The organism is Rhodococcus jostii RHA1 (assembly GCF_000014565.1).
Classification (GTDB): Bacteria; Actinomycetota; Actinomycetes; order Mycobacteriales; family Mycobacteriaceae; genus Rhodococcus_F; species Rhodococcus_F jostii_A.
The window spans coordinates 825,056-838,022 of record NC_008269.1; the positions used below are offsets into that span (position 1 = coordinate 825,056).

At 62.5% G+C, this 12,967-nt stretch carries 13 protein-coding genes and 1 pseudogene; 3 read left to right on the forward strand and 11 right to left on the reverse strand.

Translation table 11 applies throughout. The features are described 5' to 3' along the window. The first annotated feature begins 26 nt into the window (after positions 1-26). Positions 27-1,247: a mandelate racemase/muconate lactonizing enzyme family protein gene (locus tag RHA1_RS39515; RefSeq protein WP_011599577.1), complete on the forward strand. Its 1,221-nt coding sequence runs from the start codon at positions 27-29 to the stop codon at positions 1,245-1,247. Positions 1,248-1,416: 169 nt separating this feature from the next. Then, a complete protein-coding gene (locus tag RHA1_RS39520) occupies positions 1,417-2,796 on the forward strand; it encodes an MFS transporter (RefSeq protein ID WP_148228486.1) in 1,380 nt (459 codons plus the stop codon). A 308-nt stretch (positions 2,797-3,104) separates the two neighbouring features. Here RHA1_RS39520 and RHA1_RS45015 read toward each other — a convergent pair whose 3' ends face one another. The 4 genes from RHA1_RS45015 to RHA1_RS49970 all read right to left on the reverse strand — a co-directional run bounded on the left by RHA1_RS45015 (position 3,105) and on the right by RHA1_RS49970 (position 6,989). Beyond that, entirely contained in the window at positions 3,105-3,698 is a 594-nt protein-coding gene (locus RHA1_RS45015; protein WP_011599579.1) for a hypothetical protein, read from the reverse strand. A gap of 232 nt (positions 3,699-3,930) precedes the next feature. Continuing rightward, a complete protein-coding gene (locus tag RHA1_RS39530) occupies positions 3,931-5,226 on the reverse strand; it encodes a pentapeptide repeat-containing protein (protein ID WP_011599581.1) in 1,296 nt (431 codons plus the stop codon). Positions 5,227-5,321: 95 nt separating this feature from the next. Continuing rightward, positions 5,322-6,569, reverse strand: coding sequence for an ApeA N-terminal domain 1-containing protein (locus tag RHA1_RS39535; RefSeq protein ID WP_041813244.1), 1,248 nt, complete (start codon positions 6,567-6,569; stop codon positions 5,322-5,324). A 198-nt stretch (positions 6,570-6,767) separates the two neighbouring features. Then, on the reverse strand, positions 6,768-6,989 hold the full coding sequence (locus RHA1_RS49970; protein WP_148228488.1) for a hypothetical protein: 222 nt from the start codon (positions 6,987-6,989) through the stop codon (positions 6,768-6,770). Positions 6,990-7,849: 860 nt separating this feature from the next. Here RHA1_RS49970 and RHA1_RS39545 point away from each other — a divergent pair. Then, positions 7,850-8,089: a hypothetical protein gene (locus RHA1_RS39545; RefSeq protein ID WP_011599585.1), complete on the forward strand. Its 240-nt coding sequence runs from the start codon at positions 7,850-7,852 to the stop codon at positions 8,087-8,089. A 50-nt stretch (positions 8,090-8,139) separates the two neighbouring features. Here the strand turns inward: RHA1_RS39545 and RHA1_RS39550 are convergent. The 7 genes and pseudogenes from RHA1_RS39550 to RHA1_RS53810 form a co-directional block, all read right to left on the reverse strand. Next, a pseudogene (locus RHA1_RS39550) lies at positions 8,140-8,373 on the reverse strand (transposase); the annotation flags it as partial. 40 nt (positions 8,374-8,413) lie between these two features. Next, positions 8,414-8,728, reverse strand: a complete 315-nt coding sequence (locus tag RHA1_RS39555; protein WP_011599587.1) for a TerD family protein — start codon at positions 8,726-8,728, stop codon at positions 8,414-8,416. Positions 8,729-9,504: 776 nt separating this feature from the next. Next, positions 9,505-9,891, reverse strand: a complete 387-nt coding sequence (locus tag RHA1_RS39565; protein WP_237727075.1) for a hypothetical protein — start codon at positions 9,889-9,891, stop codon at positions 9,505-9,507. A 242-nt stretch (positions 9,892-10,133) separates the two neighbouring features. After that, complete coding sequence (locus RHA1_RS45390) at positions 10,134-11,225, reverse strand: hypothetical protein (RefSeq protein WP_011599589.1); 1,092 nt, start codon at positions 11,223-11,225, stop codon at positions 10,134-10,136. A 188-nt stretch (positions 11,226-11,413) separates the two neighbouring features. Further along, complete coding sequence (locus tag RHA1_RS47680) at positions 11,414-11,638, reverse strand: hypothetical protein (RefSeq protein ID WP_167540996.1); 225 nt, start codon at positions 11,636-11,638, stop codon at positions 11,414-11,416. Between the two features lie 78 nt (positions 11,639-11,716). Continuing rightward, entirely contained in the window at positions 11,717-12,214 is a 498-nt protein-coding gene (locus tag RHA1_RS39575; RefSeq protein ID WP_148228489.1) for a hypothetical protein, read from the reverse strand. Then, the gene (locus RHA1_RS53810) at positions 12,175-12,588 is read right to left on the reverse strand and encodes a nuclease-related domain-containing protein (protein ID WP_148228490.1); all 414 of its coding nucleotides are present in this window, start codon (positions 12,586-12,588) and stop codon (positions 12,175-12,177) included. The genes RHA1_RS39575 and RHA1_RS53810 overlap by 40 nt, the downstream gene beginning before the upstream one ends. Positions 12,589-12,967 lie beyond the last annotated feature (379 nt).

A 12,967-nucleotide genomic window follows, 5' to 3' on the forward strand; every position in this document is an offset into this window, starting at 1 on the left:
CTTAATGATCGAGGATTGACGTCCCAATGGAACGCGCGAATGAAGGGGTTCTAGTGAAGATCACCAATGTGGAGACGCTGTCTTGTGACGCCGGCTGGCGTAATTACCACTTCCTGAAGATCACCACTGACGAAGGAATCGTCGGCTGGTCGGAGTTCGACGAGGCATTCGGGCCCGCAGGTCTATCGCACGTCATCGAGAACTACGGCCAGTGGCTGATAGGGAAGGAGGTCTCGACTCATGAACTGCACTACACGACCATGGCGTCGACAGCCCGCCCTGCTCCGCATGGGATGACGGCAGAGGCGTTCGGCGCGATCGAGAACGCACTACTCGACGCGAAAGCCAAGGCACTCGACGTCCCGGTGTATGAACTTCTCGGCGGCCGGCTTCGCGACTCGATACCTGTGTACTGGTCACACTGCGCGAGCTGGCGCATCAACCATCCGGAGCTCTATCCCCCCCGAATCACCGATCTCGCCGGAGTCCGCGCCGCAGGTGAGGAAGCGCGCGAGCGCGGCTTCACGGCCGTCAAGACCAACATGTTCACTCATGGCGAAGGTGGGGCAAAGGCCTGGATGGCAGGCTTCGCCAATCCGTTCGAGCCAGGACTGAACGTCACCCCGAAGCTCATTAGGGACGTCGTCTCGCACGTCGAGGCCCTGCGCGACGGGGTCGGCGACGAGGTCGAGGTTCTGCTGGATCTGAACTTCAATGCCCGCACCGAAGGAGTCCTGCGCCTACTCCGTGCGCTCGAGCACCTCGACCTGTTCTGGATCGAACTCGACCTCTACAACCCGCGCGCACTCTCCCACGTCCGGAGTCAGAGCCGACACCCGATCGCTTCCTGCGAGACGCTCTTCGGTGTCCGGCAACTGCTCCCGTATCTCGAGACGCAGGCGATCGACGTCGCGATCATCGACACGGTCTGGAACGGCGTCTGGCAGTCGATGAAGATGGCATCGACTGCGGAGGCCTTCGACGTAAATGTGGCACCCCACAACTTCTACAGCCACCTATCGACGATGATGAACGTCCACTTCGCCGCAGCTGTTCCGAACCTGCGGGTGATGGAGACCGACATCGACCGGCTGCCCTGGGATGACGAACTGTTCAGCACCAGCCCCCAGATCGTCGACGGCGCCATTCTCGTCCCCGCCCAGCCCGGCTGGGGCATCGAACCCAACGAAGACGCCCTCCGCGCCCACCCGCCCGTTCCACGCACGAGCTACCTCGGACTCGATTAGAGACGCAATTTCCCCAACCAGAGAATTACCGGAACGTCATCCAATGGTGGCACCACTGCACCGGACATCTCGGGTTATCTCGATGAATTCATCGATACGTCCGCCGGCTGTCTCCGACCATGACTCGCTCGGCGTAATCGCCACCCCGGCTCGAAAAGAAAGTAAGACGATGACCGCACCTCCGCGGACCGGATCGCCCGAAGCGACCGCACACTCCGCCTACCGCAAGATCTTCCGCCGGATCGTCCCGGTAATCATGTTGATGTACCTGTTGGCTTGGCTCGATCGTGTCAACATCGGGTTCGCAGCACTGACAATGAACAAGGATATCGGCCTCAGCGATACCGCATTCGGTCTGGGCGCGGCGTTGTTCTTCGTCGGGTACTTCATCTTCGAGGTCCCCAGCAACGTCATCATGGAGAAGGTCGGCGCTCGTATGTGGCTGGCCCGAATCATGATCACCTGGGGACTCGTGTCAGCTGCCACCGCATTCGTCGTCGGCGAAGTCAGTTTCTACGCCGTACGTATCCTCCTCGGTATCACCGAAGCTGGGTTCTTCCCCGGCGTCCTGCTGTACCTGACGTTCTGGGTCCCGCGTGCGCTCCGTGGCAGAATCACGGCCTTGTTCTTGATGGCGGCACCGCTCGCGACCGCGATCGGTGCACCCATCGCCTCGCTGATCCTCGCGCATCTGGACGGCTTCCTGGGCTTGAAGGGCTGGCAGGTGCTGTTCCTTGCCTTCGGGCTTCCGACCGCGCTGGTTGGTGTCGCGGTGTTCTGGCTGTTGCCGTCCAAGCCGGCCGATGCCAAGTGGCTGACCGCGGACGAGAAGGCATTCCTGCACCACCAACTCGCGCTCGAACAAGCCGACACCGATAAGGACGCCGGACACTCGACCTTCTCCGCGCTCAAGTCGCCAAAAGTTCTCGCCCTCGCCTTCGTCTTCTTCGGAATCGCCTCCGGCAGCTACCTGCTGAACTTCTTCCTGCCGCAGGTGGTCGCATCCTTCAAGACGACCTACGGAATCTCACTGTCGGTGACACAGATCGGACTGATCTCCGCCATCCCTTTCCTGTGCGCCGCACTGGTCATGTACTTCGCGGCACGTCGCTCCGACCGCACCCAGAAGCGCGTGGTGTACGTCAGCGGCGGTACGGTGATAGGGGCGGTCGCTCTGGCGCTGAGCCCCTTTGTCGGCAACCCGGTGCTGGCAATAGTGCTGCTCTCGGTGACCGCGTCCTGTGTCTACATCGCCCTTCCGCTGTTCTGGCAGTTGCCACCACGATTCCTGACGGCGGCGTCCGCCGCCGCGGGAATCGCACTGATCAACTCGGTCGGCAACCTCAGCGGTTTCGTCTGGCCTTACGCGACGGGAGCCCTCAAAGCCACGACCGGCACCTTCACCGTGGCGTTCGTCCTCGTCGCCGCCACAATGTTCATCGCGGCCGTGGCCGTCATTGCCCTCGACCGTTCCCGGAAGCGCCAGGACAACGCGCGCCCCTCGCGTGAGGAGCCGGAACTCGAGACGGTCGCCCGAGTCGACCGGTAGACGCAAACACGCACGCAAATACGCGGGATGATCCGACCAGACGGCGCGGATCATCCCGCCCCGGGTGGGACTCGACGGGAATCGCCTTTCACCGGCGGCGATCCCCGCCAACACCTAGGGCCACCTCACCACACAGATCGCCGTGGAGTCGGCGGATTGAAACCGGTCGTCGCAACACCTCGATCAATCAGCAAGTGAGTGCAGAGCACCCGCCGAGCGGTCACCCGTGAGTACTTATCAACGCTCCGCTAGTCGAGTTCAAGTCGCGCTCACACACCCAGGAACGATCCCGACCTAAGGATCGACTTCTAGTCGAGTCGCAGCGAGAACCAGTCCCCTTGTCGATACTGCGGTCGGTGTGTCGTCCCTTCGGCATCGACGGTGGGCTCAGGGCCCGCTTGTGGTTCTGGTTCCCACAGTTGCGTCACGGTGGCCGCAGTGGAGGAGATCAACTTTCCGTCGAGGGTGACAATCTGCTCGGACATTCCAAGCTGCGGCCACGTGGTCGCGACCTCGATCGGTCCGGCGGGAGGTACGGGTACCAGCAGGTACTCGCCGCGGACCGACCCACGTCGTCCGTCCGCCGAACGCAAGTCCAGCAGTTTGTTTCGTGCCTTCCGCGCGGTGGTGACGGACGTTCCGTCCGCGAAGCCGAGACCAAGAAGTAGGGGTGCACTGAAGTGGGTGAACTGGGGGCGCCCATCGAACGAACCGAGGTGCAGCGACAGATCCGGATGCTTGCAGCGGGCATCGATGGTGAACATCATCCCGAACGAGTACACCCTCACCGCAGACAACCACACGACCGCGTCGTCAGTCCGGTTGAGGTCGAGCGAAATCGGAAGGTCGACGGGTCGTTCGCTGCGTAATGCCTCGGCGAGACCCTTGTACGTATATCTCACTGTTCCTTGCCTGTCTTCGCGCTCGTGGGTCCGCTCGTGGTCGGTGCGTTTTCGGAGTCAGGGCGAAGTCCCTCAGTGGACATGCTGTCCAGCATGGCAGAACCATAGGGTGCGGTGGGCGCGCGCGAACTGGTGCGTGTGCGCAACGCCGAAGATCTGCCGGCTCTATGCGTGGCGGTGCTCTCCTCAGCGCGCACGGCCGCGAAGGACGAATCCACATGCCGCCGGCGCCTCACATCAAGATCGCGCCGTCGGGCGGTGTGCCACCGGGCCACCGTGTTTGCGCCGAGTACTTCGTTCCGTGGGTGATGGACTGGTCGAGCGTGGATTTCGTGAGGTCGACGTCCGCCAGGACAGCGTTGGTCAGGTCCGCGCGGGTGAAATTCGCAATGCCGACCTCAGCCGCGGTGAAGTCCGCGATGGTGAGATTGGTGTCGGTGAAGTCGGTGTCCCTGATCTCCGCACCGATGAATTTCGCCTCGACAAGTTGGGCGTCAGTGAACTTGGTTTCGCGGATTGACGCATCGGTGAAGTCAGCTCCATTGAGGTGCCCATGTGTGAGATCGGTCCCGTGCAACAGCGTCTTTGCCAGCTTGATGTCAGACAGGAACACCCATGCAAGGTTTGTCCTGTAGAGATTGGCATCAGTCAGGTCGGCCCCAATGAGGTCGGTGCCGCGCAAATCCGCGTCCGAAAAATCAGCCCGCATAAGCTTGGCGCCAGTGAGATCGAGAGCACAGGTGCGCCAGTTCCGGGGATCCTCTTTGGCCCGCGACTTGAGCCGGTGCGCTCGAACGGTAGCGATGATCGCAGCCCTGACGGTGTTTTCCTCCTCGCGCATTGCACGCTTCTCAGCGTCGGTGGTGTCCTCACCGCCATAGCGCGCCGCAGTGTCTGTGCGAAGGTACGCGCACAACAGGTCGATACAGACTTGCCGCTCGGTGTCGTCACCGAACCCGTGCCAGTCATCGGCGAGTGCTGCCAGCGCGTACACGCCGGCCATTCTCACGGGGAACTGAGGTGACCCGAGAAGTTCGGCGGCCTCGGTGTACCTCTCGCGGAGTGCTCGTTCGGTGGTGTGCCGGAATTGTTCCTGGCTGAGGACGAGCGCGCCGGCGGCTGTCTGCTGAGCGAGTGCGGCTGTCATTTGCGACTTGGCGGACACCTCGAGCGCTTTCGATGCGGTGGCCTGCGAGTCTTCGGTGCTGCGTTGACGGCGGTACGCGAGCAGTGCCGCACCACCCAAACCGATCACTGTGACCATCGTCAACGCCGTTCTGGCGGCGTTGAAGAGCACGTCACCGTTGACGTCGGCGGCCGCGGTGAAGAAGCGGTCGCCGCCGAGCTCGGTTTGAGTCCATACGAACAGGCAGAAGAACAGGACGCCGAGGAGCAGGGTGACGACGATGCCGATCGTGACGAGCCATCCAAGCCGCAGCGGACGAGGTTCTGCGGCTTCGGGCCGGCCACCGAGTTTCGGTTCTTCTCGCACTGGCTCGTCTGAAGTATGTGTGCTCACATCGCGCATTCTCGCGCAGCAGCGAAACGGCTCATTCGCCGCCACCGCGCTGTCCAGCGGGGGAGTGGCCGCGTCGGATGATTGCGCCGATTCCCGGAGGGCGACTAGTGCTGATACTTCGACTGAATCGAAGCGACGTTCGCTCGGTAGTACTGGAAAGCGTTGAAGTCGGCGAGACGCGCACTGATCGTCTCGGTGTCCAATCCGGCACGGCGAAGTAGGACGATGCGCAAGACCCAGGGCACAGACCAGGCGACAAGCGTCATCGCGTCGATCTTCTCGAGCATTTCTCTCTTGTCGTCATCCAATTGATGAGCGAGCAGGTTACGGGTCTTCACAACCGACGGCGCCCAGGGAAGGTTCGTAAATCCGGCTGTCACTTGAGGTACGACCTCGACTGCCGCTTGCTCGAGCTGCTCGAGCCGGGCCCGGTACGTCATATTTCCCGTCCCGGAGAACAGTCGCCTGTGGAGTCCTTCCGCGACGGAAGCCATCGTCAACGCCTCCGCCTGAATGGCGACACCCTTCGGTGGGTTCGCGACGACGGCGGGAAGTCCGTCGAAAGCAACCGAGAGATCGATCCAGCTGGCGAAGTTGTCGATGCCGAGAACAGATGAGGGCAACAGCACCTCGGTTGGCTGCTTTCTGCGACGGATGGGCTCCGAGCTGCGGCGCTTTGTCAGCACCGAAATCCATGGGGATGTCGCTGGGCCTACCCGAAGTTGTGTTGGACCAATGTCGAGGTCCATCCCCGATGCCAGGCGCGCAAGGGTGAGTGCTGGTGAAGTCACCAAGGAATCGCATTCGCGGAGGGTCATCGGTTCCGTCAACTCGAAGACGAACCACACAGACTGTCCGTCGCGCGAAATGCTCAAGGAACCCACTGTTCCTCCTTGTGCGGTCATCCCATCTTCGAGATGGGTCCACCACCGAGGATCGTCGAGTTGGAAGCGCACTGCGCTGAAGCGTTCATCGTGACCGTCGACATGCGCGCCGTCCAAGACGTAACGCACGCGGAAGCTTTGAGAGGCCACACCAGCTGTTCCCATCGCGTCGACGAGCGTGACGTCGCGGCCGGCGTCGAGGACTCCGTGGACTGTGATGGGGGAGAAGTCGGCTACTACATCCTCGGGGTCCCCGGATTGCGTCCAGTGCGTCTCACCGTTCGGGAACATCGTCATCGTGACTGCGCGCATGTCGACCAGGTCGATGGTGTCTAGCAATGCATCTGTCTGGGCTCGGACAGTGAGTTCACCGCGGCGCCGACGAGCAGGTGCTTCGGCTGCCCAGAAGTCACCTTCAAGGGGAATCTGGCTTTCTGCGTCCGTCGATTGCTCCGCAGCCAGCTCCATCGGCCCGGGTTGCGCAGGTGCTTGTCGGTTGGCGCGGGCTACTCGCTTGAGCTGAGTCGGAACCCTGCTGGCCAGGCACTTGACTGCCGCCTTCAATCGCTTCTGCATCCGCGCAGTCAACCAGATTCGCAGAGGGCAAGTAGATCCGAGATGGTGATATGGATGCCAGTTGCTGGGCTTGTGAGAATAGGGCGGGCCTCAGGCGTCGCTGTCGCTGTCCTCGACCTGGTCCTGGTCGTATTCGGGGTGCGGCCCGCCGCGAATGGCGATTGCGCCGACGATCATGGAGTACTCGACTATGAGGGTGGCGATGAGGGCGAGGATGAATTTGCCGCATTGAATGCCGACCAGCCCCCCGATCGGTATTGCAACGGCAGAGCCGACCACAGCCGACTTCCATAGCCAGCCCATTCTCCCCATGCCGGGTACCTTAGCTGAACGGTCGCCCAGGTCGCTCTCCGCACGTGGGTGAGAAGGTGAGGCCCCGCCTCAGATCAGGGTCAGAACCCGCTTGTCGACGATCCGCGTACGGACCCGTTCCATGATCGCGGAATGGGCCAGCTCGTCGAAACACGCCGTCCGCCTCGAACACCCAGTGATGATTCCGGGTCCCGAGAGCGTGAATCTCAGCGATCGCGTCCTGAGCTCGCTCTGAGGGTCGTCGGCGGCGCATCCTTTGAGCGAGCCGATGATTTAGTCTCGCGAGATGACGGCATGGATCGAGGTCCTCACGGCACTCACCACCGGCCCCGATGTACCTATACGCGGCTCCATTCGGGAGGTGCGCCCGGATGGGTCCGCGAAGAAGGAGGGGTTCGCCTCGTTCACGACGTCGACTCCGATGCTGGTTCTGACCGGTGACGGATGTCGGGTGTGGCGGAGCGGTGATCGGTTGCGTGTCGAACGCGATGGGCGTCCGATCTTCGCCACCGATGGCACCCGGGCGTGGGATTTCACCGCCGACTCCGAGCGGCCCCGAACCGGTCCACCCACCGCGTCCTTTATCTGGGCCGGAACCAGTTCCTACTACGTCGACGCAGCGCCGCCGAGTGGTCGGGCGATGACTTCACCAAGCCCACCGGCCGGTCGAAGAGACGGACTTCGCCGGCCGACGTTGCTGGACAGTCGAGCTCGCCCCCCCCGAACAAGCCTCATCCGCTCCGGATCTGGGTGGATATCGAGTCCGGTCAGATGCTCGGCTACCGGTCCGAGCGGGTGGGCGAGGGGGCGCAGTTCGTCGAGCTCGTAGTCGGGGAAGGCTGTTCACGTGGGATGGGCCGGTGTACACGCCGGAGAAGTACCAGCAGGTGTTGAAGGACCGGCACCTCGCGGTGCAGCGTGAGCAAACGGTCTGGTTCACCGAGGCCGTCGCTGCGGTGCCGATCCTCACGCGGTTGCCGGTGGATTTCACCCCTGACAGTGTTCCGTTCCGGGATCCGGAGACCGGTGCGTTCGACGCGCACAATCACCAGACATTGCTGGCCTGTCGGCCGCGCAGCGAGGACGGGTGGACACCGTGATGCGCCGGGCGGCGGCCTACCTATCGCGCGATGTCAACCCGTTACCCTTCCTCCGCTTCCTGTTCGAGCAGCCGGATACGTTTGCGGGCCTCGCGGAGCTCGTCGGATTCGTCTCGTGTGAGGCCGGGTCGGGTGCCGTCCTCGATGTCGGCCTTGCGCAGCCAGTTCTTCAGACAGGTTTCGGAGATCCCGAAATCCTTCGCGATCTGCTCCAGCGGGGCTTCGCGTTTGCGGGCCACGGCGACGACGTCGCGACGGAACTCCTCCGGGTACGGCTTCGGCATGTCGATCATCCTTCCACTGTGAGGGCGGATCCCTCACAGATTAGGTGTCAACCAGAGCCGGGGCAGTCCCGAACTGCTTGCCCTGCGCCTCGGTGCTGGCGGTGACGAGGACGCGGTCGATCTCTGCAGGCATGCCTGCCAGGTCGATCGCTATGGATTCGTCCGACACGAGGGTGACGCCTTGCGCCTTCGGGTTGTTGAAGAAAATGAAGTCGTCGTCGTTGCGGACCACGCCGGAGTTGGTGAGCAGTACTGCGGCGATGTCCACAGCGCCAGCGGACTGGGTGGTCGAGATCCGGACGGTGTAGCTCTGATCGGTGAGATCGACTTTCGACCCCTTAGACACCTCAGCCATTGGCTCCCTTTCGGCATGCGCTGGTCGGCACCCCCAGCCGAGGTGCGATTGCCCGGTCATAGACACAGGGACGAAGACACTGATCGGTAGGTTTACTCCACTACATGACGCAGATCGCCGATGCGCTGCATCCGAAAAGGTAGCCGGGACCCCGCGACATCGCGTACGAACGGATGCCAGCCCAGATGAGCTGTTCCCGTGGGGACTCAGATCACGTCGTACGACCGGTGCGCCGGCCTCCTTTTCCGGGCCGCGGCGTGCTACATCCAGCACGGCCCGAATAGCTCGCACAGTCTCGTCGCTGACCCCGTCCTCGAGCCACCGGTGAAGTGGCGAACCGATTTCCACCCGATACGGGTGGGAGAGCCACGTGAGCGCCCAGACTTCACGCAGAGCGGCGAGCAGGTCCGTACGGTCGAGTTGCCGAGGGTGCACGCCGAGTGACCGGTCGGATCAGCACGTTGGGCATGGAGGACGAGGGTCGCCACGGTTCCCAGTGGGACCTCCAAGGTTGACGGATTGTTCGACGTTCTATGCCATGCGGCGGATATGGCGGTCGCGGTCTTGCGCGCGGTGGACGAACCATCAGCCTCCCGGCACCACCACGCGGTGTTTCAGTCGCTTGGAAGGAACTGTGGGCTGTCCGCCTCTGACGTCCGATGTCGTCCGGATGTCACCTCCCCCAAACACGCGCATACGTTCCCCGTATCGGGGTTTGCTCCGCAGGAGCTGTCGTTCATCGGTGCCCGACACCCGAACAAAGAGGCATCTACCGCTCAGATGTTGCTGAGATCGGAAATGACCTGGTCGAATGCGCCGGTGCGTCCGGGTGTCACGACCTTGTGGAAAACAGTCAGTACACACTCGTCCAGGGCGTCAGTTGCCGCCAGGCTCTTTCGGGTGACTGTGCTTCGCTGGGACCAGCGGCCACGCACCATGTGCGCCAACGCGACTCCGTCACGCAGGGCCGTCGCTTTTCGGCTCGATGAATGGGTGAAGAGGTACGCTCTGCCCGCGACCATGACGTCACATCGTTTATTCTTTCGCCGCATCGCGTTTGGCTTCTGGTCGGTCACGGTACCGATCGTCCCGTCGGAGAGGCGAAGCGTGGCGGGATAGCCCTTGCGGAAGACGAGCGTGTCCCGACCTTCGCGATCGGCCACCGGTGAATCCCCTCTTCGCCCTCTCGGATCACCATTGTTCCCAGCGTCGTGGGTCGGAAACAGTTCGCCCCACAAGATTCCGGACGGGTCGAAGATCGCTATTGCCGAACCATCTTCGGACCGTGTGACGGACCACCCGGTTTCTGTCGGACTGTTCCAGTTCATGGGGACGATTATTCCTCCTTCGTGCCATCGCCCCGACTGAGCGATAACCGCCTCACGGGCAGGTGGATGGGTTGGTCTCAGGCGGAGTCGTCCGGACACTGACCGTCTGGGTCGATCGGGCAGAGAGTGACTGGAAGCCCGAAGTTGTCAGTAGTCTGGCGAACTTGCACATCTCCGGAGTCCGTGATGATCACGATCCGCGCGGTGCCGCCGATCCCTGCGGCCCCCACCTGCTGATCGGCCTCCCGACCATCAATTCTCACTTGCTCGCGAACCGCGGCCGCGAGCTCCATCACCGAAGGGACGTCTTCGGACGTGGTGACATTGCTGACTTCACTCTGCAGTCTCAGTACGGTGTTGTGAGGCGCCTCGAGGTAGGCGATCCGGAGAATGCGAAGTACCGCGTCGGCCGTGACGTCTGCGGCGGTGAGAGCATGATCACTTGTTTCGTCGGCAAGCGCCGCAGTGTCGGACCGGGCCGCATGGACGCCAGCAAGTTCTCCCTGCAGCAGCACGTTCTGATCGATCACGCGACAATCCGGAGTCGGGTGATAGGTCGCCGAGAATGTCGCTGTCACGGCCTCACCCGCGTCCAGCCCGTATGGCACACAAAGCCAGGTCAGTTCACCACCAGCGGTGGACTTGCATCGGCATCCCGTGGGAAACTTCGACGCTGTTGAGGACGGTAGCCCTTCACCAGGTGAGCACAAGCATCCGTATTCATCGGGCGGAAGCCACTCGTAGATCGGTGTCGCGTCGCATTTGTCGCAGGTGAAATTTGCTGCACATCGGCTGCATTCGTCGCGCGGGTAGACACACCCGAATCCGTCGTTGCGGACATAGTTGTCGCTGCAATCGCACTCTTGCTCGCTGTTGTACTTCTCGATGACCAGCGCAAGCGATCGAGCAAAATCGCCCGGCCCAGAGATCGGACGCCCGGCTGCGGCTCGTTCCTTCACCAGCAACTTCTCGATCGCGGAAATGGAGACATCTCCGACGGTGCCGCGACCGCTCGACGCGGTGACGTATCCCCCATCCCCGACTCGATGAATGCGAATCTTCTCAGCCGTATCAGTCTTGATGTGTTTCGGGAGGTTCGGTGTGCATGTGCGGCCGTCAGCAGCAAGTACGTAGCCGTTTGTTGCGCGGGCGAAAACGATGGCTGTCACTCATCCATTGAAGCCGAACTCTCTGAGCCAGGCGTGTCGCCCCGCCGTATCCACGACCGGATCGTCTACAGGACCATCCGAGCGAACCCCAGGAGGGTCAGATGGACTCCTGGGCCAACGCTTCGGATCGGCCCAGGCACACGTAAGCGGGCCGCGGCCACGGCCGCGACCCGCCCCTGCATCCGACGCTACTTGAACGATCCGTGCGAGCTGCCCAGCGGTGAAAGCTGCAGCTGCCACGAGAGCGGGTTGCCTTTGTCGCCGACGAACGTCACTTCGGTGAACGATCTCTTGTCGTACGTCTTCGGTGACGCCGACACCGACGACGACTGCCCGTCTCGGCGGCCGGAGAGCCGCAGCGACGTTGACGCCGAGCTGTTACGACCGATGGCTTCTGCAGTGACCCGATGCACCGTCTGCCCACCAGCAGGGGCTTCTTGTAGTCGCAGATCTTCCATGCCGCTTTCGGCGACCCGGTTGGCTGAACGTTCTCACAGATCGGTGCCGCTGATGCCTCGACCGCGCTCACCGTGCCGGCAGACGCAATCCGCCGCGAACACGGCTGCGACCATTGCACTTTTCTTGATCATGCGGGTTCTCCCCCCTTTGTCCCAGTACCACTTGTCGGCGAACGTGGCTTCGGCGATGGGCAGCCTTCCTTCCGCGTAGAACTCTCCACAACCGGACGGCAGCTTCACTGTCTGCGTCGCCTGCGCGTGACCCTTGATGGTCACCCGGAAGAGCCGCTTCGGGCCGTTCTTGTCGTAACAGAACACCTCACCGGTCACGATGGCCTTGGAGTTGTTGCATGCGCTGCTACGCGAGAGGTTCAGGTACGCGCTGTCCTTCTTGTAGTCCAGATTGATCTGGGGGCTGCAGCTTCCGGCAGACGCCTCACTGACACCTGGACCGACCAAACATGCTGCTGCGACCCCGATTCCCGCGGCCGTCAGGGCGATCTTGTCGGCCTCGAACAGAGCGGATCCCACCAGATCGGTGGTGACCGGAGCTCCGTTGTAAGCCCAGTCGGCGCCGGGGAGCCGTCTTCGGCTACCCAGGGGTGGCATTCGAAACGGCCGGACCGGTACTTCGAGTCCACCAGGACCACCCCGCCCGGCCCGATCACGATGTCGTCGGCGTCAGCGGCAGTGTTGTGCAGCGCCCGAGAGTGCAAGACGTGCCACGGCTGCACCGTCAAAGGCACTAACGATGTGATCGACATCGGCGTTGATGTGCCGGGCCCAGAGGAACGGCAGCCCACTCGGCGTAAACGTCGCCAGCGGCCCGAGATTCGCTGATTCCGCGACGGCGCCGAGATTCGATGTCCGTACGACAGTCGGGCAGCACCGCCGCCGGATGGCATTCCCCGAGCAGTTGTACACACCGGCCCGATTGAACTGGACGGCAACCCGTATGTCGGGCGGTGGACTCGAGGCCGCCACAGCCATGCCTCGACGATCAAAGGTCGATAGGTCTGTTCGTCGTCCGTGTCGATCAGGAGGTAGTCGCCGACGGAATCGCCGAGCACATCCGTAGTGCGGCCTCCGTCTCGAGGACACGTATCCGGCGATCACGTCCAACTGTCCTGTATGCGGCGATGCTGGCGTGGATGTGAATAGGATCGAACAGTCCATGTGGGGGTCGACGTACTCGTGCTGTCGAGATCCCACAGCGTTAGACCCGTACTGCGGGCCTACAAGATCTTGTACTTGAACTGTCGCCTCTGGAAGTTGATGCTCGCG

What these genes read in the sequence shown, in the direction of transcription:
- RHA1_RS39515 (WP_011599577.1), top strand. Translation starts at nt 27, where the DNA reads ATGGAACGCGCGAATGAAGGGGTTCTAGTGAAGATCACCAATGTGGAG.
- RHA1_RS39520 (WP_148228486.1), top strand. Translation starts at nt 1,417, where the DNA reads ATGACCGCACCTCCGCGGACCGGATCGCCCGAAGCGACCGCACACTCC.
- RHA1_RS39530 (WP_011599581.1), bottom strand. Translation starts at nt 5,226, where the DNA reads ATGCGCGATGTGAGCACACATACTTCAGACGAGCCAGTGCGAGAAGAA.
- RHA1_RS39535 (WP_041813244.1), bottom strand. Translation starts at nt 6,569, where the DNA reads ATGGAGCTGGCTGCGGAGCAATCGACGGACGCAGAAAGCCAGATTCCC.
- RHA1_RS49970 (WP_148228488.1), bottom strand. Translation starts at nt 6,989, where the DNA reads ATGGGGAGAATGGGCTGGCTATGGAAGTCGGCTGTGGTCGGCTCTGCC.
- RHA1_RS39555 (WP_011599587.1), bottom strand. Translation starts at nt 8,728, where the DNA reads ATGGCTGAGGTGTCTAAGGGGTCGAAAGTCGATCTCACCGATCAGAGC.
- RHA1_RS53810 (WP_148228490.1), bottom strand. Translation starts at nt 12,588, where the DNA reads ATGCCATCCGGCGGCGGTGCTGCCCGACTGTCGTACGGACATCGAATC.